The organism is Putridiphycobacter roseus, from assembly GCF_003234935.1.
Lineage (GTDB): Bacteria > Bacteroidota > Bacteroidia > Flavobacteriales_D > Crocinitomicaceae > Putridiphycobacter > Putridiphycobacter roseus.
Genome location: NZ_QKSB01000001.1, coordinates 641,690 through 665,192, shown reverse-complemented (window position 1 = coordinate 665,192; position 23,503 = coordinate 641,690). Strand labels below are relative to the sequence as shown.

The 23,503-nt window shown below is 35.6% G+C and carries 26 protein-coding genes; 13 read left to right on the top strand and 13 right to left on the bottom strand.

Annotated elements, in window-relative coordinates:
• Positions 1-3: 3 nt before the first annotated feature.
• The 5 genes from DNU06_RS02905 to DNU06_RS02885 form a co-directional block, all read right to left on the bottom strand.
• Positions 4-984, bottom strand: coding sequence for an acyl-ACP desaturase (locus DNU06_RS02905; RefSeq protein WP_111061885.1), 981 nt, complete (start codon positions 982-984; stop codon positions 4-6).
• A gap of 7 nt (positions 985-991) precedes the next feature.
• Positions 992-1,729, bottom strand: coding sequence for a lysophospholipid acyltransferase family protein (locus DNU06_RS02900; protein WP_111061696.1), 738 nt, complete (start codon positions 1,727-1,729; stop codon positions 992-994).
• Between the two features lie 317 nt (positions 1,730-2,046).
• Positions 2,047-2,589 carry a CopD family protein gene (locus DNU06_RS02895; RefSeq protein WP_111061695.1) on the bottom strand — a complete coding sequence of 181 codons (543 nt, stop codon included), beginning with the start codon at positions 2,587-2,589 and terminating at the stop codon, positions 2,047-2,049.
• A gap of 1 nt (position 2,590) precedes the next feature.
• A complete protein-coding gene (hemH, locus tag DNU06_RS02890; RefSeq protein WP_111061694.1) occupies positions 2,591-3,604 on the bottom strand; it encodes a ferrochelatase in 1,014 nt (337 codons plus the stop codon).
• Complete coding sequence (locus tag DNU06_RS02885) at positions 3,601-4,473, bottom strand: helix-turn-helix domain-containing protein (protein WP_111061693.1); 873 nt, start codon at positions 4,471-4,473, stop codon at positions 3,601-3,603. The genes hemH and DNU06_RS02885 overlap by 4 nt, the downstream gene beginning before the upstream one ends.
• A gap of 175 nt (positions 4,474-4,648) precedes the next feature.
• On the opposite strand from DNU06_RS02885, the gene hemA reads away from it, so the two are divergent.
• Genes hemA through hemF form a run of 7 tightly spaced genes read left to right on the top strand, consistent with a single transcriptional unit; the run spans position 4,649 to position 11,694 of the window.
• Positions 4,649-5,893, top strand: coding sequence for a glutamyl-tRNA reductase (gene hemA, locus DNU06_RS02880; RefSeq protein WP_111061692.1), 1,245 nt, complete (start codon positions 4,649-4,651; stop codon positions 5,891-5,893).
• Complete coding sequence (hemC, locus tag DNU06_RS02875; protein ID WP_111061691.1) at positions 5,893-6,792, top strand: hydroxymethylbilane synthase; 900 nt, start codon at positions 5,893-5,895, stop codon at positions 6,790-6,792. Before hemA ends, hemC begins: the two co-directional genes overlap by 1 nt.
• Positions 6,793-6,835: 43 nt before the next feature.
• Positions 6,836-7,459: a uroporphyrinogen-III synthase gene (locus DNU06_RS02870; protein WP_111061690.1), complete on the top strand. Its 624-nt coding sequence runs from the start codon at positions 6,836-6,838 to the stop codon at positions 7,457-7,459.
• The gene (gene hemB / locus DNU06_RS02865) at positions 7,446-8,420 is read left to right on the top strand and encodes a porphobilinogen synthase (protein WP_111061689.1); all 975 of its coding nucleotides are present in this window, start codon (positions 7,446-7,448) and stop codon (positions 8,418-8,420) included. Before DNU06_RS02870 ends, hemB begins: the two co-directional genes overlap by 14 nt.
• 20 nt (positions 8,421-8,440) lie before the next feature.
• Positions 8,441-9,739: a glutamate-1-semialdehyde 2,1-aminomutase gene (gene hemL / locus DNU06_RS02860; RefSeq protein ID WP_111061688.1), complete on the top strand. Its 1,299-nt coding sequence runs from the start codon at positions 8,441-8,443 to the stop codon at positions 9,737-9,739.
• 10 nt (positions 9,740-9,749) lie between these two features.
• Positions 9,750-10,781, top strand: a complete 1,032-nt coding sequence (gene hemE, locus DNU06_RS02855; RefSeq protein ID WP_111061687.1) for a uroporphyrinogen decarboxylase — start codon at positions 9,750-9,752, stop codon at positions 10,779-10,781.
• Between the two features lie 10 nt (positions 10,782-10,791).
• On the top strand, positions 10,792-11,694 hold the full coding sequence (hemF, locus tag DNU06_RS02850; RefSeq protein ID WP_111061686.1) for an oxygen-dependent coproporphyrinogen oxidase: 903 nt from the start codon (positions 10,792-10,794) through the stop codon (positions 11,692-11,694).
• 20 nt (positions 11,695-11,714) lie between these two features.
• Here hemF and DNU06_RS02845 read toward each other — a convergent pair whose 3' ends face one another.
• The 7 genes from DNU06_RS02845 to DNU06_RS02815 all read right to left on the bottom strand — a co-directional run bounded on the left by DNU06_RS02845 (position 11,715) and on the right by DNU06_RS02815 (position 16,318).
• Complete coding sequence (locus tag DNU06_RS02845; protein WP_111061685.1) at positions 11,715-13,094, bottom strand: MBL fold metallo-hydrolase RNA specificity domain-containing protein; 1,380 nt, start codon at positions 13,092-13,094, stop codon at positions 11,715-11,717.
• A 121-nt stretch (positions 13,095-13,215) separates the two neighbouring features.
• Positions 13,216-13,962 (bottom strand): MbnP family protein, encoded by a 747-nt coding sequence (locus DNU06_RS02840; protein ID WP_146239131.1) that lies wholly within the window; start codon positions 13,960-13,962, stop codon positions 13,216-13,218.
• Between the two features lie 5 nt (positions 13,963-13,967).
• Positions 13,968-14,357: a DUF4625 domain-containing protein gene (locus DNU06_RS02835; protein ID WP_111061683.1), complete on the bottom strand. Its 390-nt coding sequence runs from the start codon at positions 14,355-14,357 to the stop codon at positions 13,968-13,970.
• A 180-nt stretch (positions 14,358-14,537) separates the two neighbouring features.
• Complete coding sequence (locus tag DNU06_RS02830) at positions 14,538-14,924, bottom strand: hypothetical protein (RefSeq protein ID WP_146239130.1); 387 nt, start codon at positions 14,922-14,924, stop codon at positions 14,538-14,540.
• Positions 14,925-14,971: 47 nt separating this feature from the next.
• On the bottom strand, positions 14,972-15,412 hold the full coding sequence (locus DNU06_RS02825; protein ID WP_111061681.1) for a MarR family winged helix-turn-helix transcriptional regulator: 441 nt from the start codon (positions 15,410-15,412) through the stop codon (positions 14,972-14,974).
• A gap of 2 nt (positions 15,413-15,414) precedes the next feature.
• Positions 15,415-15,957 carry an NADPH-dependent FMN reductase gene (locus DNU06_RS02820; RefSeq protein WP_111061680.1) on the bottom strand — a complete coding sequence of 181 codons (543 nt, stop codon included), beginning with the start codon at positions 15,955-15,957 and terminating at the stop codon, positions 15,415-15,417.
• Between the two features lie 4 nt (positions 15,958-15,961).
• On the bottom strand, positions 15,962-16,318 hold the full coding sequence (locus DNU06_RS02815) for a DoxX family protein (protein ID WP_111061679.1): 357 nt from the start codon (positions 16,316-16,318) through the stop codon (positions 15,962-15,964).
• A 474-nt stretch (positions 16,319-16,792) separates the two neighbouring features.
• Between DNU06_RS02815 and DNU06_RS02810 the strand changes: the two genes are divergently transcribed.
• The gene (locus DNU06_RS02810; protein WP_111061678.1) at positions 16,793-17,221 is read left to right on the top strand and encodes a DUF2141 domain-containing protein; all 429 of its coding nucleotides are present in this window, start codon (positions 16,793-16,795) and stop codon (positions 17,219-17,221) included.
• A 24-nt stretch (positions 17,222-17,245) separates the two neighbouring features.
• On the opposite strand, the gene aspS is transcribed toward DNU06_RS02810, so the two are convergent.
• Positions 17,246-19,012 (bottom strand): aspartate--tRNA ligase, encoded by a 1,767-nt coding sequence (gene aspS / locus DNU06_RS02805; protein ID WP_111061677.1) that lies wholly within the window; start codon positions 19,010-19,012, stop codon positions 17,246-17,248.
• A 250-nt stretch (positions 19,013-19,262) separates the two neighbouring features.
• On the opposite strand from aspS, the gene tyrS reads away from it, so the two are divergent.
• The 5 genes from tyrS to DNU06_RS02780 all read left to right on the top strand — a co-directional run bounded on the left by tyrS (position 19,263) and on the right by DNU06_RS02780 (position 23,500).
• On the top strand, positions 19,263-20,543 hold the full coding sequence (tyrS, locus tag DNU06_RS02800; protein WP_111061676.1) for a tyrosine--tRNA ligase: 1,281 nt from the start codon (positions 19,263-19,265) through the stop codon (positions 20,541-20,543).
• 10 nt (positions 20,544-20,553) lie between these two features.
• Positions 20,554-20,982, top strand: a complete 429-nt coding sequence (locus tag DNU06_RS02795) for a hypothetical protein (RefSeq protein WP_146239129.1) — start codon at positions 20,554-20,556, stop codon at positions 20,980-20,982.
• Positions 20,983-20,988: 6 nt separating this feature from the next.
• A complete protein-coding gene (locus DNU06_RS02790) occupies positions 20,989-21,531 on the top strand; it encodes an RNA methyltransferase (protein WP_111061674.1) in 543 nt (180 codons plus the stop codon).
• A gap of 5 nt (positions 21,532-21,536) precedes the next feature.
• On the top strand, positions 21,537-22,439 hold the full coding sequence (locus DNU06_RS02785; protein WP_111061673.1) for a histone deacetylase family protein: 903 nt from the start codon (positions 21,537-21,539) through the stop codon (positions 22,437-22,439).
• A gap of 284 nt (positions 22,440-22,723) precedes the next feature.
• Positions 22,724-23,500 (top strand): hypothetical protein, encoded by a 777-nt coding sequence (locus DNU06_RS02780; RefSeq protein ID WP_111061672.1) that lies wholly within the window; start codon positions 22,724-22,726, stop codon positions 23,498-23,500.
• The last annotated feature ends 3 nt before the right edge of the window (positions 23,501-23,503 follow it).

The window sequence follows — 23,503 nt, the reverse complement described above, 5'->3', positions numbered from 1 at the left end:
GTTTTAACGTGGCATTAACCACTTAAATTGTACTTTATTATTTGGGACTACAATTCTTTCGGTAATTGCTTGCATTCTGTCTGGCAATTTCATTAACCAGTTTCTAGCTTTTTCAGCTTCATCAGTTAAGTTCGAAATTTTCCCAATTTCCCAAGTGTTGTTCAGTTTTCTAATAATGTCCACATAATCAAAGCCGGTATAAACGCCAAGTCTTTGTGCAACATCAGAAAACTGATCAAATAATTGGCCTTTTTGCCCAAAGGATTCTCTTAGGTGCATGGCAGGCATTACAATTTTATACTTCATCATGTCTCGGTATGCCAACATCATTTCACTGGCGTCATTTTTAAAAATTTCTTTTACAAAATGGGAGTAAGCAATATGATGTCTCATCTCATCTCCAGCAATTATTTTAGACATTTTCGCCAATGCATTTTGTCCTTTTTGCTTGGCAATTTTTGCAACATTATTGTGTGAGATATAAGTAGCTAGTTCTTGAAAGCTGGTATATACAAAGTTCTTGTATGGGTCGTGGGCAGTTCCAATGTCAAAGCCATCTGCAATCAAGTGTTGGGTAGATATTTCAACTTCTCGCATATTTACACGACCTGAAAGGTATAAGTATTTATTTAAAACATCTCCATGTCTATTTTCTTCTGCAGTCCAAGCTCTAATCCATTTTGCCCATCCATTCTCACTATCTTGCTCTACACCATCTAAGCCAAATAACCAAGATTCGTATGTAGGTAATGCTTCTTCTGTGATAATGTCACCAACTAAAACCACCCAGAAATCATCCTCTAAATCTTTAGATAGTCCTTGTATTTCTTTAATGTCTTCTAAAAAATTAGGAGACTGAGAGTCTGGCAAAAAATCAGTTGGTTGCCAAATTGTTTCTGGTGTAATTAAAAATTTTTCGACAAAACTATCAATGTTTTGCTCAAGCGTTTTCATTACCTCTTTTCGTATGTTTTGTATGGACATATTAATTTTATTTTTTATTTGTAATGATGTATTTTTTAACGGTTGTTTCTGTGCGTTTAAATAATTCATCAAAAGACATGGAATTGATTGGAATGGCTTGGTGCGCTTCAATTTTTATAGCTACACCTAATCCCAAAGGAAATTTACCGTATTTAAATACTTTCCAAGAATTATTAATAGTAACAGGCACTACATAGCCGTTAGGATTGTATTTGGTTAACATTTTTAAGCCATTTGGTGAAAAAGATTTTGGAACACCGTCTCTACTTCTTGTTCCTTCAGGAAAGATTACTGTTGACCATTTATTTGCATTAATTTTTTTCGAAAAATCCATCAGTGCGACTAATGCTTGTTTGGGATCTTTTCGGTCTATTAATGCAGCACCGCCGTGTTTTAAATTAAAAGAGACGCTTGGAATGCCCTTGCTCAATTCTTTTTTTGAAACAAATTTTGGATGAAATTTTCTAAATGCCCAAATAATGGGTGGGATATCAAATAAACTTTGGTGATTTGCTGCAAAAATAATCGTTGAATTCTTTGGCAAATCTTTGGGTATGGTGACTTTAACAGTGGTTCCTAATATTAATAAAGACTTTACCAATAGCCAGTTCATATAATCTACAACATTTTTATGGGCTTGGTAACTAATTTTTAACGCTATCCATTGAATAGGGTGACAAATTACCAAGATAATAAAGAATACCAAAATAAAAATTGGTGTAAGAATATAGCTGAGTATTTTCATTTTTAGCGCAGATGTTTTACGGCAAAGTTAATACATTATTTTTTCCAAAAATAATTACATGATTACCAATTTAAAAGAATCGCAGAAATAAAGTGGTCTGTTTTTTTATGTTTAAAACTTTCATTTTTAGTATGGGTGTGTAAGGGTTTGGTTTCCATATAAATCAAAGTAAAGTGTGGGAAGATTTTATTGGGTTTTAACCATTGAAAGCGGTTAGAATACTACAGTAAAAAATAGGGTGACATTTATCAGTAATTAAATTGCCTTAATTTGCATAAAAAAAGGCATGAGTGGAACAACAGCCTTAAGCTAGTGCATTATAAGGATGCTTTTTTAGCTCTGTATTTTTTATACCATTTAATGAGTATCATTAAAATGATGCCTAAGGATAGAATGCCAAGCACGCCAAATATCCAATTTAAAGTACTTTTTAAAACGACTACAAAAACAATGGCAAATAAAAGTAATGTAGCTCCTTCGTTCCAAATTCTAAGTTTGGTAGAAGTTGTTTTGATATTATTTTTTTGTAAATCTTTAAAAATTTTGTGACATCTAAGGTGGTAGAGGTATAGCAGTAGTACAAATCCGAGTTTAATGTGCATCCAGCCAAATGTTAGCCATGTTGGATTATTAATTAATAATAAGGATGCAGTAATCAATACAATTATTGCAGAAGGCCAAGTAATGATATACCACAATCGCTTGGTCATTATTTGGTATTGATTTTGTAAAATAGTTTTTACTTCAGTTGGTTTATCTTCTGCTTCTACGTGGTATATAAATAGGCGGACTACGTAAAATAAGCCAGCAAACCAAGTGACGACAAAAATGATGTGTAATGCTTTAAGGTATAGAAACATATTAATTCCAGTTGTTAATCCATTTTCCTATGAGTTCTGCCCAAGCAGGTTGTACATTCAAGCAAGGTATGTAGGTGAATTTTCCACCACCTGCAGCTGTAAATTCTTGTCTTGCTTCCATGTTTATTTCTTCTAACGTTTCTAAGCAGTCACTTACAAAAGCAGGAGAGATAACCGCTAATTTTTCAATTTTTTCATTGCCAAGCTCTTCAATTAACTGGTCTGTAGCAGGCAATAGCCAAGGTGTTCTTCCTAGGCGAGATTGGAAACTAATGGTATAGTTTTCAGTTTTTAATTGCAAGTTTTCCGCTACTAGTCTTGTCGTTTCAAAGCATTGGTGACGGTAACAAGTTTTATGTGCAATGCTTGGTGTTGTACAGCAAGATCCGTCAATTTTACAATGACTTTTTGTAGGGTCAGTTTTGTAGATTTGTCGTTCTGGTAAACCGTGGTAGGAGAAAACAATTTTTGTATCCTGTAACTCCGAATTCAAGGTGCTTTTTACTTTATCGGCAAGTAATTGTATATATGCTGGATTATTGTAAAATGGTTTAAATTTTTCAATTTTAAAATGTGGAAAGTGTTTTTTTTGTAGTTCGTCAACCAACACTTCAACGGTCTCTGTACTTGCCATGGCATAATGCGGATACATAGGCATCAATAAAATTTCAGTCACACCGTCCGTATTCATTTTTTTTAAAACACTGTGTATAGAAGGGTTTCCATAGCGCATGGCTAAGTAAACAGGTGTTTTTGTATACGTGCTTACTTTGTCTCTTAATTGGTGTGAAATCACTACAAGTGGCGAGCCTTCTTTCCACCATATTTTTTGATACGCTGCCGCCGATTTTTTTGGGCGGGTATTTAATATGATACCTTTAACTAGTAAAAATCTTGAAACATAAGGGATGTCAATCACTCTTTCATCCATTAAAAATTCGGCGAGGTATTTTTTTACGTCTTTGGTCTTTGTACTATCGGGAGAGCCAAGGTTGACCATCAAAACTGCTTTCATTGTGCTTGGTATTTTTTGGGCGTTAAGTTAAATTTCTTTTTAAAAGCAGCGATAAAATGACTGGAATTACTGTAGCCAATTGTCTCCCCAATTTCTTGAATACTGAGGTTGTTTTCGGCCAATAAATCTCTTGCTATGTTTAATTTATGGTTTAAGAAAAAGGTATAAATAGGAAGTCCATACATCTCTTTAAATTCTTGCTTTAATTTTTTTTCGCTGATATGTAATAGCTTTGCGATATCTTCAATTTTAGGGACAACTTTCAGGTCTTTAATCAAATAGTCTTTTGCTAAAATAATGGTGTTCTTTTTTACAGAGGTAAAAGGACATTTTCCACTATCTGCTACAATAGAATCGGTACCTAAATAACTAATAAGTTCAAGAATCTTTCCTTTATAGTAAATGCTCTTGATTTTTTCGTTCATGTTTTCTATGCCTAATTGTCGAATAGTTTGCATTACTTCATTCGAATTCTCTTTCATTTCCAAAATTGCATTTTGGGTCGCGAAAATGTTTTCTCCTTCAGGAATATTATGTTTACTAGATAAGAGTAAGTGTAAATTAGAAAGGGATAGTTGTAATAAATAGGAATTTGAGTTAGCACCAATTTCAAAATCCAATTCACTCATTTTTGAGTCGTAATACAACATGGATTTCGTGGAGGAAATGGTATGCGTAATTTCTTTATTTTGAATGGTAACATGTCCATTTTGACAAAAATGTAGCTCTAAAAAAAAATCTCGCGGTACATGCTTACTGATAATGATATCGTCGGAATCATTTTTAAAATGATGTAAAACGTAGTCGGAATCTTCGAAAACGACACGATTGGGACTTATTGCGTTGTTTTTTATTGTAAAATTCTCCATGTAAGCAAATAGTTTTCCTGCGAAATTAATAATTCTATACTAAGAAGCCCTTTATCTACTTCGTTTTTATGCGGTTTTATTGTTTATTTATAATGATTATAAATTAAGATATCAAGGTGAGCATTTAGCGTTATTTTTTTCGGTTATCTTTAATTTTGGAGCGTAAAATTTTCGGATGAATATTGAAAATAAAGGAGCTAAGCTATATGTTATAGGACTCAGTTTTGAGAAATCAAATCAGGAGGTTCGTAATTTATATAGTCTTTCAAAAAATAAAATAGAAGCGTTATTGGTTGATGCCAAGGAAAGTGGGATTGATTCTTTAGTCGTATTATCTACTTGTAATCGGACCGAAATATTTGGTTATGTAGCGCACCCATATATTATTATCGAGTTATTGTGTAGGCATACGGAAGGGTCGGTTGATCATTTTATGAAGTATGCTTATATTTTAAAACAAGAGGAAGCGGTACAACACTTATTTGAGTTGTCCGTTGGTATTAAAAGTCAAATTTTAGGGGATTACGAAATTGTAGGACAATTAAAAATTGCTGCAAAATTGAGTAAAGCACACCAGCTTTTAGATGGTTTTTTAGATCGTTTATTGAGCTATGTCATACAGGCTAGTAAAGCGACAAAAAATGCGACCACCATTAGCGGAGGAACTACTTCCACTTCTTATGCGGGGATTCAATATTTAAAAGATAAATTCGGAGATTTAAAAGATAAAAAGGTGACCGTATTGGGAGCTGGAGATATTGGAAAAAGTACTGTAAAAAACCTATTAGAATATTCAGCTTGTACGCAAATCACGGTCATTAACCGAACGATAGAAAAAGCCATGGCAATCAGTATAGATGAAACAAGGGTAGTGGTGGAAGAGTTTGGTGCATTGAAAGAGGTGTTAGCCATCAATGATGTATTGTTTGTTTGTTCTTCAGCGCCAAATCATTTGGTACATCAAGAAAACACGCCTTTAGTAAACCCGTTTACCATCATAGATTTATCCTTGCCTAATAATGTGGATTATCAGCTTAAAAATTTCACTAATGTGGATTTGATGACTTTAGACGATTTGTCTTTAGTGAGAGATAATACTTTAGAAGCAAGGAAGCAGGAAATACCGAAGGCAATCGCTATTATCGATTCCTATAAAAAGAAATACAGTAAGTGGGTAATGGATCGCAAATATACACCGGTAATACACGGGTTTAAAAAGCAATTATTAGCCATTCAAGAAACGGAATTAAAAAGTCTGAGTAAAAGCAACCCAGCAATGGCAGAGGAAGCGTTTATGGTTTCTGATAAAGTGATTCAAAAAATCACGAATAAGTTTGCCAATCATTTAAAAAGTGACCCAAAAATGGCCAATCAAAGTATTGAAGTCATCAAGGAGGTATTTAATATTACAATCGACTAATGCAGACAATAAAAATTGGGACCCGCAAAAGTGAATTGGCTTTAAAACAAGCGAATAATGTGGGTGCAAGTATCGAAAAATTAGGAGGAACCTACGAATTGGTTTTGATTCAATCGGTAGGGGATATTGATTTAAAAACGCCTTTGCACGAAATTGGTTTTACTGGGGTTTTTACCAAGGCATTAGACATGGCGTTGCTCAATGGTGATATAGATATTGCGGTACATTCTTTAAAGGATGTACCAACAGAATTGCCAAAAGGAATTGTACAAGCTGCAGTTATAAAAAGAGATAATCCCATAGATATTTTAGTGACCAAAGAGGCGCTAAACCTGGCAACTAAACTAACCATAGCAACGGGTAGTATTAGGCGAAAGGCACAGTGGTTGCATAAATATCCAGCACATCAAATTGTTGGATTGAGGGGGAATGTGCATACCAGGCTTCAAAAATTAGCAGATAGTGAATGGAGTGGTGCTATATTTTCTCACTCAGGTCTTGATCGTGTAGATTTAATACCGGTCCATCACATAGAATTGAATTGGATGACACCGGCACCGGCACAAGGAGTTGTTACAATTTCTATCGCGGAAGCCAATGTCGCATTAATGCCTTTTATACAGCAATTAAATCATGCAGAAACAGCGTTAATCACCCAAATTGAAAGAGATTTTTTAAATGAATTAGAAGGTGGATGTAGTGCCCCAATTGGCGCTTTAGCCAGTATAGAAAAAGATACTGTTCGTTTTAAGGGGGTGTTAACAGCTCCAGATGGAAAACAACAGTTTGAAATTGAAGAAACTATAAAAATGGATCAAGTAGTGGATTTTGGAAGAAAATGTGCACAATCCATCTTGGCCAAAGGTGGCGCTGAAATAATGAAAGAACTTCAAAATTGAAAATAAAATCGAAGTAAAAAATAACATATTAATCACTAAAAAAATGAAGTGTCTACCGCCTTCGAATTCGATTCGTTGGAAGGACATGGATTTTATAAATGTCGGTATTAAAAAATTTGAATTGCCGTTTAGTCTAAAAGAGAAAACAATCGTTTTTACGAGTAAAAATGCCGTAAACGCATTGGTTAAATGGTATCCGAATGAAAAGTTTAAAGAAGCATTTGTGTATTGTGTTGGTGAAAAAACGAAAGCTCTTTTAGAAGATAATGAGATTGAGGTGCATGGTGTTTCACCCTATTCAAAGGATTTATCCTTACAGTTGGTGCAGGATAAAACCAGAGAAATTATACTTTTTTGTGGTAATTTGCGTCGTGCAGAATTAAAAGAAGCGGCATTAGCGCATGGTATCGTTTATCAGGAAATTGAAGTCTACGAAACCACTTTGACGCCACATGAATTAAGTGAAGATTTTGATGGGATTGTTTTTTTCAGTCCATCTGCTGTGCAATCTTTTGCAGAGTTAAATTCACCTAAAAATAGCATTGCGTTTTGCATTGGCACTTCTACTGCAAATGCCGCTTCAAAATATTTTAAACAGGTCCTTATTTCAGATGATTTGACTATTGAAAGTGTACTTGATAAAGTAAAAGAATATGATGGAAATTAATAGAACCCGTAGATTAAGAACCAATTCTAATATTAGAAATTTGGTACGTGAAAATGAAGTGCGTATTCATGATTTGGTATATCCAATATTTATTGAAGAAGGCGAAAACATTAAAAAAGAAATTCCATCCATGCCTGGTATTTTTCGTTTTTCAATCGACCACTTGAAAGCAGAATTAGATGAGGTGGTGGAATTAGGCATTCAAGCAGTTTTATTGTTTGGTATTCCGATAGAAAAGGATGAGATTGGTGCCGAGACTTGGAATGATGATGGGGTAATACAAAATGGGATTCGGTTTATAAAAAAACACTATCCCAACTTATTTGTCATTACAGATGTTTGTTTTTGTGAATATACCACACATGGTCACTGTGGGGTTTTGTGTGGGACAGAAGTAGACAATGATAAAACATTAATTAACCTCGAAAAACAAGCCATTTCTCATGCCAAAGCAGGAGCCGATATGGTTGCCCCATCAGGTATGATGGATGGCGCAGTTCAGGTGATTAGAAAAGCTTTAGATGGTGCAGATTATAAAAATGTTTCAATCATGGGCTATACCGTGAAATATTGTTCCTCCTTTTACGGTCCGTTCCGAGATGCGGCAGATTCGGCACCTAGTTTTGGAGATAGAAAGCAATACCAAATGGATCCAGCAAATCGAATCGAAGGAATGCTGGAGTCGACTTATGATCAAATGGAAGGGGCTGATATTTTAATGGTAAAACCGGCTTTGGCTTATTTAGATATCATTCGGGATTTAAAAAACTCAACCGATTTACCTGTTGCTTGTTATAATGTGTCGGGAGAATATGCCATGGTAAAGGCTGCAGCAGAAAAGGGATGGATAGATGGAGAAGCAGTGATGATGGAAAGCTTATTGGCTATGAAAAGAGCAGGGGCAAAAATTATCATTACTTATTTTGCCAAACAGGCAGCCATTTTGATCAATAAAAAATAAAGATTTAGAATAGAACAAAAATGAAAACAAATCAATCTAAAAAATTATATAAAAAAGGATTAAAACACTTAGTTGGGGCGGTAAATTCTCCAGTTCGTGCTTTTAGTTCGGTGGGCGGGAATCCAATATTTATGGAAAGTGCCCATAAAAGTAGAATTCAAGATGTGGACCACAATACTTATGTGGATTATGTGCTTTCTTATGGTCCAATGATTTTAGGACATGGAAATAAAAAAGTTATCAAAGCGGTTAAAACTGCAGTGGATAAAGGATTTTCTTTTGGAGCAAGTACTGCTGGAGAAATTGAATTGGCAAAAATTGTATGTGATGCCTTTCCTGAAATGGACAAGGTACGGTTTGTAAATTCTGGTACCGAGGCCGTGTTGAGTGCCATTCGTTTGGCAAGAGCATTTACAGAAAAAGATGAAATCATTAAATTTTCTGGCTGTTACCATGGGCATTCAGATGCCTTACTGGTGGCTGCAGGTTCTGGTTTGGCAACTTTAAGTATGCCAGGTAGTAAAGGGGTACCAAAAGATGCCGTTAAAAATACTTTAATTGCAAAGTATAACGACTTAGAAAGTGTGGCCCAACATTTAGAGGAATCAGACAATGTAGCAGCTATTATTATTGAACCAGTTGCCGGAAATATGGGGACAGTAGTGCCGAGTAAAGCATTTATTAAAGGCTTAAATAAATTAGCTCGAAAATACCAAGTATTAATTATAGCAGATGAGGTAATGGCTGGCTTTAGGTCGCATTTTGGTGGGGCTTATGAATTGTTGGGTCTACATGCTGATATAATTTGTTTGGGCAAAGTAATTGGTGGCGGAATGCCGGTAGGTGCATATGGCGCAAGAGAAGAAATCATGCAAATGGTTGCTCCTTTGGGTGGTATGTATCAAGCGGGAACGCTTTCTGGAAATCCAATCGCAATGGCGGCTGGAATTGCAACGTTAAGTGAGCTAAAAAAAGCAAATCCATATGAAGGGTTTAATGAAACTGCAGCTCAAATAGAGAACATGCTACTAAAGGCTGCAAAAAAGCACCATGTTAAGGTGACAGTGAATCGTTTTGGTTCTATGATTAATGCATTTTTTACTGAACAAACCGTGGTTGATTTTGAAACAGCACAAAGTTCCAATGTAAAGGAGTTTGCCACTTTTTTCTGGGAATTACTACGTCAAGGAGTTTCCATTCCTCCAGCACAATTTGAAGCCTGGTTTTTAAGTACCACATTAACCAAAAAAGATTTAAAACAGACTGCTCTTGCCATTGATAAAGCAATGGAAAAAGTAAGTGAAATGAAAAATAATTAAGCAAAAAGACATGAGCATTAAAAACGATTTATTCTTACGCGCATTAAAAGGAGAAACAGTAGACAGGCCACCAGTGTGGATGATGCGTCAAGCAGGTAGATATTTACCTGAATTTATGGCGTTGAAAGAGAAATATGACTTTTTCACCCGTTGTCAAACTCCTGAATTAGCATCTGAAATTACAGTGCAACCCATTAGAAGGTTTGGCATGGATGTCGCCATATTATTTTGCGATATTTTGGTGATACCACAAGCCATGAATATTCATGTTGAAATGAAACCTGGGGTAGGACCTTGGCTGCCAAATCCGATAAGAACTTTAAAAGATTTAGACCATGTTGTTGTACCGGATATTCACGAGTCGCTTGGCTATGTGATGGAAGCCATTAAAATGACTAAGGAGAAATTGAATGATGAGGTGCCATTGATTGGTTTCGCGGGTTCACCTTGGACTATTTTATGTTACTGTGTTCAAGGGCAAGGTTCAAAAAACTTTGACAAGGCCAAAGAATTTTGTTTTACTAACCCCATTGCGGCGCACATGTTGTTGCAAAGGATTACCGATACCACCATAGCTTATTTAAGAGAAAAGGTGAAGGCTGGAGTGGATGCAGTGCAAATTTTTGATTCATGGGGTGGTATGTTGTCACCAGAAGATTACCAAACTTTTTCCTGGCACTATATTCAACAAATTATAGATGCTTTAAAAAGTGAAGCACCAGTAATTGCGTTTGGAAAAGGATGTTGGTTTGCTTTGGAGGAAATGAGTCAGTCAGGCGCTGCCGCTTTAGGGGTTGATTGGACGATTACACCTGAGAATGCTAGAAAGTTTGCTGGAAGTAATATTACTTTACAAGGTAATTTTGATCCAACAAGATTATTTTCACCACCTGCTGAGATTAAAAAAATGGTAACGAGTATGATCGACCGTTTTGGAAAAGACAAATATATTGTGAATTTAGGGCATGGGATTTTACCAAATATTCCTTTAGAAAACGCCAAAGCATTTATTGATGCTGTAAAAGAATACAAGCAAAATTAATCGTGATACCATGAAAGAGCAATTTTATAATTACATTTTGAATTTACAAGATACAATCGTTTCTGGATTAGAAAAAGTAGACGGTAAGGCTAAGTTTCAAGAAGATTTATGGGAGAGAGCTGAAGGTGGTGGCGGTAGAACTAGGGTGATTGAAAATGGTGCTGTTTTTGAAAAAGGTGGGGTAAATATTTCAAAAGTATTTGGAAAATTACCAGAAGCCATGCAAAAGCAGTTTGGGGTGAGTGAGGCTAATTTTTTTGCTTGTGGCTTGAGTTTAGTATTGCATCCAAAAAGTCCTATGGTGCCTACAGTTCATGCAAATTGGCGCTATTTTGAAATGTATGATGCCGAAGGTAAAGTAGTAAAACAATGGTTTGGTGGCGGACAAGATTTAACACCTTATTATTTGTTTGACGAAGATGCGGTTCATTTTCACCAAGTTTGTAAAGATGCTTGTGATCCGCACCATCCTGATTTTCATGCTAAATATAAAAAACAGTGTGATACTTACTTTTGGAATGCCCATAGAAATGAAGCGAGAGGAGTTGGAGGATTGTTTTTTGATTACTTACAACCAACAGCAGATTTTTCATTAGAAGCTTGGTATAATTTTGTGACAACTGTTGGCGACAGTTTTTTAAATTCTTATGTCCCAATTGCGGAAAAAAGAAAAGCATTGACGTATACCGCTAAGGAAAAAGATTGGCAAGAAGTGAGAAGAGGGCGTTATGTAGAATTTAATTTAGTTCACGATAGGGGAACTTTGTTTGGTTTAAAAACGAATGGGAGAATTGAGAGTATATTGATGAGCTTACCGCCTGTTGTGCAATGGAAATACGATTTTCACCCACAACCCGGATCAAGGGAGGCGGAATTAGAGCAAGTACTACAAAGTCCAAAAGATTGGGTGTGATGGTAATTGGTGATAAAGTGTCAATCCAAAATTACCTTTTCATTTAAAACAGGTATTTTAACTTGCCATTTTAACTTGGTTTCTATCCAGACTCTAAAAGCATTTGTTTGGTGGGGTTCTCCGTGATTTAAAAAGATAGTTTTCGGTGCTTCTTTAAAATTAGATAACCAATTTAATAAATCATTTTTATCGCCGTGAGAAGACATGGAAGTGATGTTTTCAATATGACAATTAATTGCATGATAGTCTCCAAAAAACTTGATGCTTTTATTGCCTGTTAATAGATCTCTACCCCTTGTGCCTTCTGCTTGAAAACCGACAAATAGTATCGTGTTGTTCGGATTTTCTCCGTGTGCGTTTAGATAGTGTAACATTCTACCTCCTTCTAGCATTCCGCTGCCTGCAATAATAATTTTCGGTTTTTTATCCGCTACCAGTACTTGGCTAAATTTATAATCAGGGACAAATTTAATATTGTCATACATATGGTCTGCTTCCTGTTTAGAAATGTCTTGTAATTGGTGAAACTTATCAAATACGATAGAAGTCCTAACTGCCATTGGAGAGTCTAAGTAAATGGGCATATTGGGTAAAAGGTTTTCTTTACTAAGGGCGTGTAATAAGTAAATTAATTCTTGGGTTCGTTCAACGGCAAATGCAGGAATCATTAATATTCCTTTGCGTTTAAAAGTGTCGTTAATTATTTTTAATAATGCGGCTTTCTCATCTACTTTTTCATGAATTCGGTCTCCATAGGTAGACTCAATGATAATGTAGTCGGCATGTTTTATTTTTTTAGGAGGATACATGAGCATAGGATCTTTTCGACCAATATCCCCAGAGAAGACAATGGTTTTATTGTCTGCTTTTACTTCAACGATAGCGGAACCAATGATATGACCGGCATTGTGCATCTGAAACTTCACGCTTGGCGTTAAAATCACCCATTCGCTATAGTCATGTACTACAAAATGCTGCAAAGCCAAAGCAGCATCTTTCTGGGTGTAAAGGGGTTCACATTTTTCATGTTTTCCGTAACCGTATTTATTTGCTCTTTCTGCGTCTTCTTCTTGAATTTTGGCAGAATCTAAAAGTATGATTTCTGTTAAGTCTCTTGTTGGTTGGGTACAATGAATTTTCCCTTTAAAACCATTTTTCACCAGTGCTGGAATATAACCAGAATGGTCCAAATGGGCATGTGTTAAAATAAGTGCTTCAATTTCAGCTGCATGAACGGGTAAGTCTTGTCGGTTTAAGGTTCTTAATTTCTTTAACCCTTGAAAAAGTCCACAATCTACCAACACTTTTGAATCCTCTTTAGTGGTAATTAATGTTTTTGATCCGGTTACTGTTCCTGCGCCACCTAAAAAGTGTAAGCTTAATTCACCCTTGTTTTTCATGTAGTTGTTTTAGTTAAAGCTACGAAAAATAAGGGGGTAAAAACTGATAGGAGTTTTATTAAATACTGATTTTACACATTAAAAAACGGTCCTTCTTTTTGAAGAACCGTTTTTAATTAGGTTAATTTTTAAATCTAAACACTTGTTGAAAATTATCACTCAGTTGCTCTGATAAATAAAAATCTTCGGTGTTACCGTGGTAGTTTGAATGTTCTTCAATGTCTAAGTTACCACCGCTACCTTCCAATATTTTAGCAACGTCTATAAAGATTGTTTCTTCATGGTTTGCTTTTTTATCAAAAGTCATGGTTTTAACTAGTTCCACATTTCTATAAGATTCATTTCTACCTGTATGGTAGGAAAATGTGCCAACAAAAACGTCGTTTTCATCAAAGAATCTGCCATCAATCATTACAAACCGATACATACTATTCATTCCCCAATACGTGTTATTCGTTGAGTTTAATGGATGGTCAGCATCCGCAAAAATACTCGGGTCAGATTCGTTTAATGCTTTGGGTACACCTACACCAAATTTGAAAGCAGTATATGTTCCTGCTTCAATTTTTGTCTCAAATGAAGCCTTACCATTCATGTCTAGTTCAATAAGAACGATTTCATCCGTCGGGACTTCTTCCCCTTTGTCATTGACAAAAATAAGATCCGATAAATAAAATTTTACAAGTTCAAGCTGAATTTGTCTGTTTTGCGCATCCGCAAATCGACCTGTTAAGTCAAAATTGTTTTGATTTAACTCCGTTTGAAAATTAACTTTAAGCGTTGCTAGTTTTTTTTCTTTCAACTTTTTACAGCTACTCAATAAAAGTATAAAAATCGGTAAGATTTTAATAAGTGTATGTATTTTCATGGCCATTACTCTTCAAAGTGTATCATTACTTGTTCAGTAGTTGTTTTTTCTTCTGCATCCGTTACTTCAAAGTAAATGTAAGCCATAGATGCAACACTATCAGGTATCATAAAGTGCTCGTGAAATTCATAAGAAGTTTCCGTTGTTGTTCCCTCTTCCATAAATCCTATATCGTGGTTGTGGTTTCCGTCAGCATCACCTACAAATACTTTATAACTTTTTAATTCAGTATCATCCGTAAAAGTAGCTTCAACATGTACTTCTTCACCCCATTTAAAAGTTGTGTGATTTTCAGGTGTAGACACAACAATTGTTGGGTTTTCTTTGTCTTTATTACAGGATACAATTGAAGTTGATAAAAGCGCAATAGTTGCGAACATGAATATATTTTTCATTTTATTTAGTTTTTTATATGGCTTAGCCAAAATTTTTATTTGATGTAATTTAGTGCTAGAATAATGCGCACAGATTCTTTATAATGGAAACATAATTTGTCTCCAGTCAATTATAGAACGCACACAAATCATCAAAGGTTGTTTGTTAAACCTTGTAATAAAATTTGATTGTGTACTGTGTTAAATGAAAAGTATTTCGGGAGGATCTAGAATGTATTCAGATCCTAAAAATTCGTATTCGTTGATGTATTGCTTAAAAAGCTTTGCTTTGGTTTGAAGTTCAATTAGTGAAAAATCAATAGCCATGATGCGTTCAAATGCAATGGGTAATAATATTGGAACTTTAATTTCGTTGGGAAATTCTTGCTCTTCAGTAGGATTTAATTTTTTTAACTCCTTTTTTAAATAACAGTGACCATTACAATGAAGTGCTGGTTTGTCTTTATTTTCACAATAAGCTTTTTCAATTGCTGCTTGGTTAGCGTAAAAATTGCCAACAGTCACAAGAGGACCAATTACGGTCAGGCAGAATAGTCCTATGAAGAGGACTGAAAAATATTGAATCACTTTTTCGATAATTCAAAAATACAATATTTTTCCTTAATGAAACTGACTTATCTCAACTTGTCTAAAATCCTATTGAGCTCTTTAGCTTCCGCTTCTGTAATTTTTTCTATACTTTCAAAATCCTTAATTATAATGTCAATTTCAGAAAGCATGTTTAAACCAGTTCCAGTGATTTCGCTATAAACAATCCTCCGGTCGTTTTCTGATCGGGTTCTTGCAATTAGTTTTTTATCGCACAGTTTGTCCATTAATCGCGTGGTGTTTGGCGACTTCTCAATCATCCTGCTTTTAATGTCCGACACTGTAATGGGTTTTTTTGCACCTCTTAAAATGCGAAGTACATTGTATTGCTGATTTGAAATACCATAAGGCTTAAATATTTTATCACTGTGTTGATTGAGCCAATTAGCAGTGAACTTTATGTTAAGTCCGGCTTTCGTCCATTCGTTTTTAAAAGTAGATTGTATTTCTTTGGCAAAATCTCCCATGATTAATCAGTTTTCAAAGCAGCTTCAAAATTACTAATTTCCTTTAAAAGTTGAGTCTTTAAAGTTGGATTCGTTAGTTCATCATTTTCAAAGTTTTGTTGAAAAGTCGGCAAGGACATTTGTCCAGTTAATTTTGCCCCCCAATGTGGGTAGAGTGATATGGCCTGATTTAAAACGGATGCGCCACCACGTGCACCAGGAGAAGTACTTAATAACAGCATGGGCTTGTCGTTAAATATTTTTCCCTCTTGTCTAGAAATCCAATCGATAATATTTTTATACCCTGCTGCAAAGGATCCATTATGTTCGGCATGAGAAATAATAAAACCGTCTACATCTTTGAACAGAGAATTTAATAATTCAATTTCTTCTGGTGTTTTATTTTCCTTTTCATAGTCTACCGAAAAGATGGGTACATCATTAAAGTTACTGATGTCTATTTGGATGATTTCAATTTCATTAATTAGGCTTGCAACGTATTTTGCAAATGTTTTGTTGATGGAATTTTTACTTGTACTAGCCCCTATTGTTATTATTTTTTTCATGGTATTATGCGTTCAATTTTTTGTAAGTAAAATAGGATAAGATCAATAAAATTAGAGCCATTACCGCTCCACCAAACTCTCCATCATTTACATTTAAATGTGCGGAAATTGCCAATAGAAATTCAAAGAAAAGTGCGGAATATGCCCATTCTTTTAATGTTGGCATTTTTGGTGCCCAAATTGCTATTACTGCTAATATTTTTGCTACCGCTAATGGATAAATGATATAGGTTGGATAACCTAAAGCACTAAATAATTCAGTAATATCGGCGTTTTTAAAAATGTACATTCCTGCACTCATTAATAATAATGCGCTTAATAGACCTGTTGAAACGTAACGTGTAATTTTAATTGCTTTCATAGTTAATTATATTTTATGGGGACAAAGATAGTAAAACAATCTAATTATTTACCGTGGTAAATAAATTCATGGTAGATAAATGAGGTCGATTATTGGATTCTTATTTTGCCCCTGATTGTAGCAGCAGCTTTTTTGGGGTGAAAAGGAATGTAGCTTTGTCTTGAAGCAACGCGACAGAGGAGCGCTTGCGGCATGCTAAGCTAACTTTTTACCACAACAAACTAACGCGGAAAGCAGGAATGAGGCCCAATAAAATATTTTTTTAATTGAAAAATTATCGAATTTATAGTCCTGGTTTAAATTGTAGCGCTGCAATATTTAATAAATGAGTAAGGCTTTGGATAATGGGATGTTCTGTTTTTATTGTGGGGTAAAAAAAAGAGTGTAAATGGAATGTTTTAACTTATTTTATACTTGTTCTTTAAATAATTGGAGGTATTATTACGTTTGATTAAAGAAAGAATACACTGATTTATGAAAAGAAGTATTATCATTTTATGCTTATCCACGATATTTTTAGGCAGTAGTTTTAAGTCGGCCGAAAACCATTTGGTAAAGGTTTATTTAAAAAATATTGTCGCTGAAAAAGGGACTGCTTATGTTAATATTTATACCAGTGAGGGGTTTCCGAAAAGTGATAAACAACTACAACGAAAATCAGTTAAAATTACTGGCAATACTGCCTATGTTACTTTTTCAGTGCCAAATGGAAATTATGCTATTGCCATGTATCACGACGTGAATGATAATGACCAAATGGACAAAAATTGGATAGGTTACCCATTAGAACCATATGGCTTTAGCAGAAACTTTAAACCAACCATTAGTGAACCCGATTTTACAGATTGTAATTTTACCGTAAAGAATGCTTCAAAAACATTAACGATAAATTTAATCCAATAAAATATAAGCTATCTATCGCATTGCTTAAGCAGGCTTTTCGGTCTTTTTCACATCCAAACTCAATTCGTTTAGTTGGTCGGCTGCTAATGGTGCAGGTGAGTCAATCATGACATCACGGCCTGAATTGTTTTTAGGGAACGCAATGTAATCTCTAATAGAATCTGATCCACCCATAGTAGCAACTAATCTATCAAAACCGAATGCCAATCCACCGTGTGGAGGAGCACCATATTCAAAAGCGTTCATTAAAAAGCCAAATTGCGCTTTTGCTTCTTCGTCTGAAAACCCAAGTAATTCAAACATTCTTGCTTGTAATTCCTTGTTGTGAATTCTAATAGATCCTCCACCTAATTCAACACCATTCATGGCTAAATCGTAAGCATTTGCTCTTACTTTACCTGGTTCGGTATCTATTAAGTGCATATCTTCTGGTTTTGGAGAGGTAAATGGGTGGTGCATGGCATGGTAACGTGCCGTATCCTCATCCCATTCTAATAATGGAAAGTCCAATACCCATAATGGTGCAAATACATTAGGGTTTCTCAATCCTAATTCATCTCCCATATGCAAACGCAAATCATTCATTTGACTGCGCACTTTTAAGTCGTCACCTGACAATAATAAAATTAAATCGCCTGGCTTCGCATTGGTCGCTTCGGCCCATTTTGCCAATTGTGTTTGGTCGTAAAATTTATCGACACTACTTTTAAAAGTACCGTCTTCGTTCACACGCATATAAATCATGCCTTTGGCACCAACTTGTGGACGTTTTACCCAGTCTGTTACTTTATCGATTTGTTTACGTGTATAAACCGCGCATTGTTCCGCATTAATGGCCAATACTGTTTCCGCTTCATCAAAAATGCCAAAACCTTGTCCTTTTACAATGTCAGTCATATTGCAAAATTCCATTCCGAAACGAATATCTGGCTTATCAGAACCATATTTTTCTAAGGCTTCAGCGTAAGTCATTCTCGGGAAATTCCCTTCAAATTTATGGTCTCTACAAGTTTCAAATAAGTGCTTGATTAAGCCTTCAAATGTGTTCAATACATCTTCTTGTTCCACAAATGCCATTTCGCAATCAATTTGTGTAAACTCAGGTTGACGGTCGGCACGTAAATCTTCATCTCTAAAACATTTTACTATTTGGTAGTAACGGTCGTAACCACTCACCATTAATAATTGTTTAAAGGTTTGAGGCGACTGCGGTAAAGCATAAAATTCACCTGGGTTCATTCTACTTGGCACTACAAAATCACGCGCACCTTCGGGTGTCGATTTGATTAAATAAGGCGTTTCCACCTCCATGAAATCAACCGTATCTAAATATTTTCTCGTCTCCAAGGATACCTTGTGACGCAATTGTAATTTTTCTTTTACTGGGTTTCTTCTCAAATCCAAGTAACGGTATTTTGCACGAATTTCTTCTCCGCCATCCGTCTCATCTTCAATGGTAAATGGTGGCGTTTTAGACGCGTTCAATAAAGTGATTTTCTCGGCCTTCAACTCAATGTCACCCGTTAACATTTCAGGGTTTTTTGAGTGACGTTCAATGATTTCTCCTTCAATTTGAACCACAAATTCACGTCCTAGTTTTTTAATGTCAGCAATTACTGCATCACTTACTACACCGTGTTCCGCTACTACTTGCGTGATTCCGTAACGATCGCGTAAGTCAATCCAAGTAATATTTCCTTTATCTCTGATGGTTTGTACCCAAGCAGATAAAGTTACTTTTTGTCCTATATTTTCGGCGCGTAATTCGCCACAGTTGTGCGTTCTGTACATGGTTGTGAATTTGTGAAGGCAAAGATAGTGTTTTGTTTTTTTTGATGTGCATTATTGGAAAAACTTTTAAAATGGTTTAGAAAGAAAATAGCTGCATTTGGATTTGTATGCCACTTTTTCATCAGACACTATAATTTTTTCTAGCTACTGCTTCGCTTCCCTAAAAATGGCTCCTTTTATTATTTTGCATCATTTCTATTAAAAACAGTCAACTTTCTGTAACTTTATGCCCTTAAATAAGAAGATAGAAATGCCTGTAAATTTTGTAGAAGAGTTAAGATGGAGGGGAATGTTGCAAGACATTATGCCCGGAACGGAGGAATTATTAGCCAAAGAAGTAGTAACTGGTTATATTGGATTTGATCCAACAGCCGATTCATTGCACATTGGTTCATTGATTCCAATTATGATGTTGAAACACATGCAAAATGCTGGTCACCGACCAATTGCTTTAGTAGGTGGTGCAACAGGAATGGTAGGAGATCCTTCAGGGAAATCGGATGAACGGAACTTATTGGATGAAGCGACTTTGGCTAAAAATATTGCTGGTGTTCAAGGGGTATTGTCTCGTTTTTTAGACTTTGACGATACCGAAAACGGTGCGACCATGGTGAATAATTACGACTGGATGAAAGGAATTTCATTTTTAGAATTTATCCGTGATGTTGGTAAACACATTACAGTAAACTACATGAGCGCAAAGGATTCTGTAAAAAAACGTATTGAAACAGGTATTTCATTTACAGAATTTTCTTACCAATTAATTCAAGGTTACGATTATTTACATTTATACCAAAGCATGGGTTGCAAACTACAAATGGGTGGTAGCGACCAATGGGGGAATATTACAACGGGTACCGAATTGGTGCGTAGAATAGGTAAGGGTGAAGGTTTTGCTTTTACTTGTCCTTTAATGACTAAGGCAGATGGAACAAAATTTGGAAAAACTGCTGGTGGTGCCATTTGGTTAACTGCTGATAAAACTTCTCCATACGAGTTTTACCAATACTGGTTAAATGCAACGGATGAAGATGCACCGAGGTTTATTAGAACCTTTACATTTTTGACAAAAGCTGAAATTGAAGCGGTTGAAAAGGAGCATTTAGAAGCACCTCATTTAAGATTATTACAGAAAAGGTTAGCGGAAGAAGTGACCAAAATGGTTCACGGTCAAGAAGAATTGGATACTGCAATTGCAGCGACAAATATCTTATTTGGTCGTTCAACGGGTGATGACTTGAGAAAATTAAATAGCAAACAAATGTTATCCATTTTCGAAGGAGTTCCTCAAGCGACTATTTCAAAAGCTGACATGGAAGCAGGTGTTGGCATTATTGATGCCCTTTCAGCCAAGACTGGATTTTTAAAATCGAACGGAGAGGCGAGAAGAGAGTTAAAAGGAAATGCCATTTCGGTGAATAAAAGTAAGGTAAAAGAAGATTATATTTTGACCAAAGAAGACTTAATCAACGGTACTTTTGTGTTGTTGGGAAAAGGTAAAAAGAATAATTACTTAATTATAGTGGAGTAAAAATAAGTGTATGCATTTTAAAAGTCTATTTTTTTTATTCGGATTGTTTTTTTTGTTCAGCTGTAGTCCCAAAATAGTTTCATATACTTACGTAACAGGAAGTATGGGTGGAAGTAGCAGTATACAAATAAATACAGATTCAATTTTCGAGGTTAAAATGGATAGGCATGGTTCGGTAAAAAATGCCATGGAATTTTCTAAAGGAGAATGGAAAGCCTTGTCCAAAGTAGGAAAATCGATTGATTTAAATGGTGTAGATACCATCAAATCGCCTACCCACAGAAGAAAGGTAGATGCAGCACCCTATGCTTATTTGATTTTTAAAACCAAGGACAGTACTTATCAATCTGCCAGTTTTGATGGCGGTGAGCCGCCGGTTAAACTCAAGAATGTTGTCAATACCATGTTGACGTTTTCTATGATTAGAAAAGGAAAGTAAATTGCTATGTCAGACCACAGAAAATTAAAATTACAAGAACTCGGAAGGTTGTCGATTGCCGACTTTAAAGAAGAAGAAAAATCACCTTTGATTGTGGTGCTAGACAATATTCGAAGTTTGAACAATATTGGTTCCGTTTTTAGATCTGGAGATGCTTTTAGGATTGAAAAGATTTATCTCTGTGGCATTACCGCTACACCTCCTCACCGCGACATTCATAAAACAGCCATTGGTGCTACCGAGTCGGTGGCGTGGGAACATGTTGCAGATACCAATGCATTAATGGAGCAATTAAAAGCAGAAAACATCCATTGTCTGTCAATAGAACAAACGGAAAACTCGGTAATGTTAGATGAGTTTCAACCCGTAAAAGGACAAAGGTATGCCGTAATTATGGGGAATGAAGTAGATGGAGTGCAGCAATCGGTGATTGACCAGAGTGACACCATTATTGAAATTCCACAAATAGGCACCAAACATTCCTTAAATATTTCTGTCTGTACAGGCGTTGTTTTGTGGGACTTGTTTAGTAAAATTAAAAAATTATAAGGGCCATGAAAGTGGCTTTTTCACCAGTTTATTCCTACAATCGCTTGCCAGAAGGTCACCGTTTTCCCATGGAAAAATACGACCTATTGCCGCAACAATTAATATTGGAAGGTACCTTGACGGAGGGAGATTTTTTTGCACCCCGTTTTTTAAGTGAAGCTGAAATATTAAGGACACATACTGCCGCATATTGGCAAAAATTGAAGGAAGGAACCTTGACGAAAAAAGAAATTCGGGCCATGGGATTTCCTTATCATCCGGCTTTAATTAACAGGGGACGGTACATTTCAAAAGGAACTTTAGAATGTGCCTTGTACGCCCTTGAAAATGGTTGTGCCTTAAACATTGCTGGCGGTACCCATCACGCCTATGCGGAAAGGGGAGAAGGGTTCTGCATTTTTAATGACTTTGCCATTACTGCCAATGAATTATTGTACCATCAAAAAGTAAAGCAAATATTAATCATTGACTTGGATGTACACCAAGGCAATGGAACGGCTAAAATTTTTGAAAACCGTCCAGAAGTGTATACATTTTCTATGCATGGGGCGCATAACTATCCACTTAAAAAAGAAGCCTCCGACTTGGACGTTGGTGTGCCGGATAAAATAGCAGATGCCGAATATTTAGCCACCTTAGCAGTGGAACTCATTCCCCTTATTGAAAAAGTAAAACCCGACATTGTACTTTACCTCAGTGGGGTGGATATTTTGTCTACCGATAAACTCGGTCGATTAGGGGTGAGTATTGCAGGGTGTAAAAAAAGAGATGAAATGGTTTTTGAAGCCTGTCACAAAAGACAAATTCCCATTGCGGTGAGCATGGGTGGTGGCTATTCTGTACACATCAAAGACATTGTAGAAGCACATGCCAATACCTTTAGGGTGGCTAAGTGGTTTTTTGGGTAAAGTTGTCTGTCCAAAGTCTAGTATCTAGCTTCTAGAATCTAGCATCTATTTTTACAATTCTACCGAAACAGTAGGGACTCCCGATAGCTATCGGGACGAACGGACACTTCAACCCCTAACTAAAATCATGCATTTACCTCCTTGGCAATGGCGTTGAGGTCTTGTTTGATCATGCAATTAAAGTGGCTATTAATCCTGATTAGGGTAAAAAATTCATAAAACAATTAAGAACAGGCCTTTAAAATTATTTATTATATTGTGAAGAGAATTTTATTTGTTCAGTTATGAGAGTCATTACCTTACTTTTTATTGTTGCGATTACGTGTACCGCTTGCAAAAAAGACCAAGCAGAAATAGCGGAGTTTAATAAAAATTGTAGTTGCGCCAAGGAAGTGACGGCGGAGTTTATGATGGAAGAACTTACTTATCCAGGTATAAATGTGAGGTATACTGAAACCGATACTATACATAAAGAAAAAAATGTAAGGTTTACACCAATAGAAAAAAATGCTGTATATACTTGGTATATGGGAACTGAGATTTTAACTGATAGCGTGGTGCAAAAGTATTTTGATGAAAGCTTAGCTGGCGGGAACTTGCCCATCACCTTAGTTGTAAAAAAACCACCCAATAAAATTTGTTTGCCTAATGATGATGGGTATGACTCTATTACCAAATATTTACATGTATCCAATCTTCCTATATGGAATAGTCCAGATGCTATAGTAGGACCTATAGAAGGAAATTTTAGGGTAAAGTCTGAACATCTCCCCGATAGTTTTGATATTAATATTGATATAACCTATATCCCTCCAAAGGCTTATTTTAATATAACTAATTATGATGGAATGGGTAGTAGCTGCATTCAACAAGCTCGACCAACTGACAGAAATTACCGTCAAATGTGGGGTTTTGATGGGGTGAGTACTTCACAATGTGATGCTATGAAAGGAGATGTTCATGTAAAAATGGATGGGATGGTAGAAATGAATTTTGAATTTTTTCATCATCCAGATTATCCAGGATATGCTAAAAGACAATACTTAGGAAGGAAAATATAAAAT

Bases quoted from the DNA above. Each gene is read 5' to 3' on its own strand.
- DNU06_RS02795 (WP_146239129.1), top strand. From the start codon at position 20,554: ATGCATTTTAAAAGTCTATTTTTTTTATTCGGATTGTTTTTTTTGTTC.
- DNU06_RS02780 (WP_111061672.1), top strand. From the start codon at position 22,724: ATGAGAGTCATTACCTTACTTTTTATTGTTGCGATTACGTGTACCGCT.
- DNU06_RS02790 (WP_111061674.1), top strand. From the start codon at position 20,989: ATGTCAGACCACAGAAAATTAAAATTACAAGAACTCGGAAGGTTGTCG.
- hemA (WP_111061692.1), top strand. From the start codon at position 4,649: ATGAATATTGAAAATAAAGGAGCTAAGCTATATGTTATAGGACTCAGT.
- DNU06_RS02870 (WP_111061690.1), top strand. From the start codon at position 6,836: ATGAAGTGTCTACCGCCTTCGAATTCGATTCGTTGGAAGGACATGGAT.
- DNU06_RS02895 (WP_111061695.1), bottom strand. From the start codon at position 2,589: ATGTTTCTATACCTTAAAGCATTACACATCATTTTTGTCGTCACTTGG.
- DNU06_RS02825 (WP_111061681.1), bottom strand. From the start codon at position 15,412: ATGGGAGATTTTGCCAAAGAAATACAATCTACTTTTAAAAACGAATGG.
- DNU06_RS02840 (WP_146239131.1), bottom strand. From the start codon at position 13,962: ATGAAAATACATACACTTATTAAAATCTTACCGATTTTTATACTTTTA.
- DNU06_RS02810 (WP_111061678.1), top strand. From the start codon at position 16,793: ATGAAAAGAAGTATTATCATTTTATGCTTATCCACGATATTTTTAGGC.
- DNU06_RS02845 (WP_111061685.1), bottom strand. From the start codon at position 13,094: ATGAAAAACAAGGGTGAATTAAGCTTACACTTTTTAGGTGGCGCAGGA.
- hemB (WP_111061689.1), top strand. From the start codon at position 7,446: ATGATGGAAATTAATAGAACCCGTAGATTAAGAACCAATTCTAATATT.
- DNU06_RS02835 (WP_111061683.1), bottom strand. From the start codon at position 14,357: ATGAAAAATATATTCATGTTCGCAACTATTGCGCTTTTATCAACTTCA.
- aspS (WP_111061677.1), bottom strand. From the start codon at position 19,012: ATGTACAGAACGCACAACTGTGGCGAATTACGCGCCGAAAATATAGGA.
- DNU06_RS02820 (WP_111061680.1), bottom strand. From the start codon at position 15,957: ATGAAAAAAATAATAACAATAGGGGCTAGTACAAGTAAAAATTCCATC.
- hemE (WP_111061687.1), top strand. From the start codon at position 9,750: ATGAGCATTAAAAACGATTTATTCTTACGCGCATTAAAAGGAGAAACA.
- DNU06_RS02905 (WP_111061885.1), bottom strand. From the start codon at position 984: ATGTCCATACAAAACATACGAAAAGAGGTAATGAAAACGCTTGAGCAA.
- hemF (WP_111061686.1), top strand. From the start codon at position 10,792: ATGAAAGAGCAATTTTATAATTACATTTTGAATTTACAAGATACAATC.
- hemH (WP_111061694.1), bottom strand. From the start codon at position 3,604: ATGAAAGCAGTTTTGATGGTCAACCTTGGCTCTCCCGATAGTACAAAG.
- hemL (WP_111061688.1), top strand. From the start codon at position 8,441: ATGAAAACAAATCAATCTAAAAAATTATATAAAAAAGGATTAAAACAC.
- hemC (WP_111061691.1), top strand. From the start codon at position 5,893: ATGCAGACAATAAAAATTGGGACCCGCAAAAGTGAATTGGCTTTAAAA.
- DNU06_RS02900 (WP_111061696.1), bottom strand. From the start codon at position 1,729: ATGAAAATACTCAGCTATATTCTTACACCAATTTTTATTTTGGTATTC.
- DNU06_RS02785 (WP_111061673.1), top strand. From the start codon at position 21,537: ATGAAAGTGGCTTTTTCACCAGTTTATTCCTACAATCGCTTGCCAGAA.
- DNU06_RS02815 (WP_111061679.1), bottom strand. From the start codon at position 16,318: ATGAAAGCAATTAAAATTACACGTTACGTTTCAACAGGTCTATTAAGC.
- tyrS (WP_111061676.1), top strand. From the start codon at position 19,263: ATGCCTGTAAATTTTGTAGAAGAGTTAAGATGGAGGGGAATGTTGCAA.
- DNU06_RS02885 (WP_111061693.1), bottom strand. From the start codon at position 4,473: ATGGAGAATTTTACAATAAAAAACAACGCAATAAGTCCCAATCGTGTC.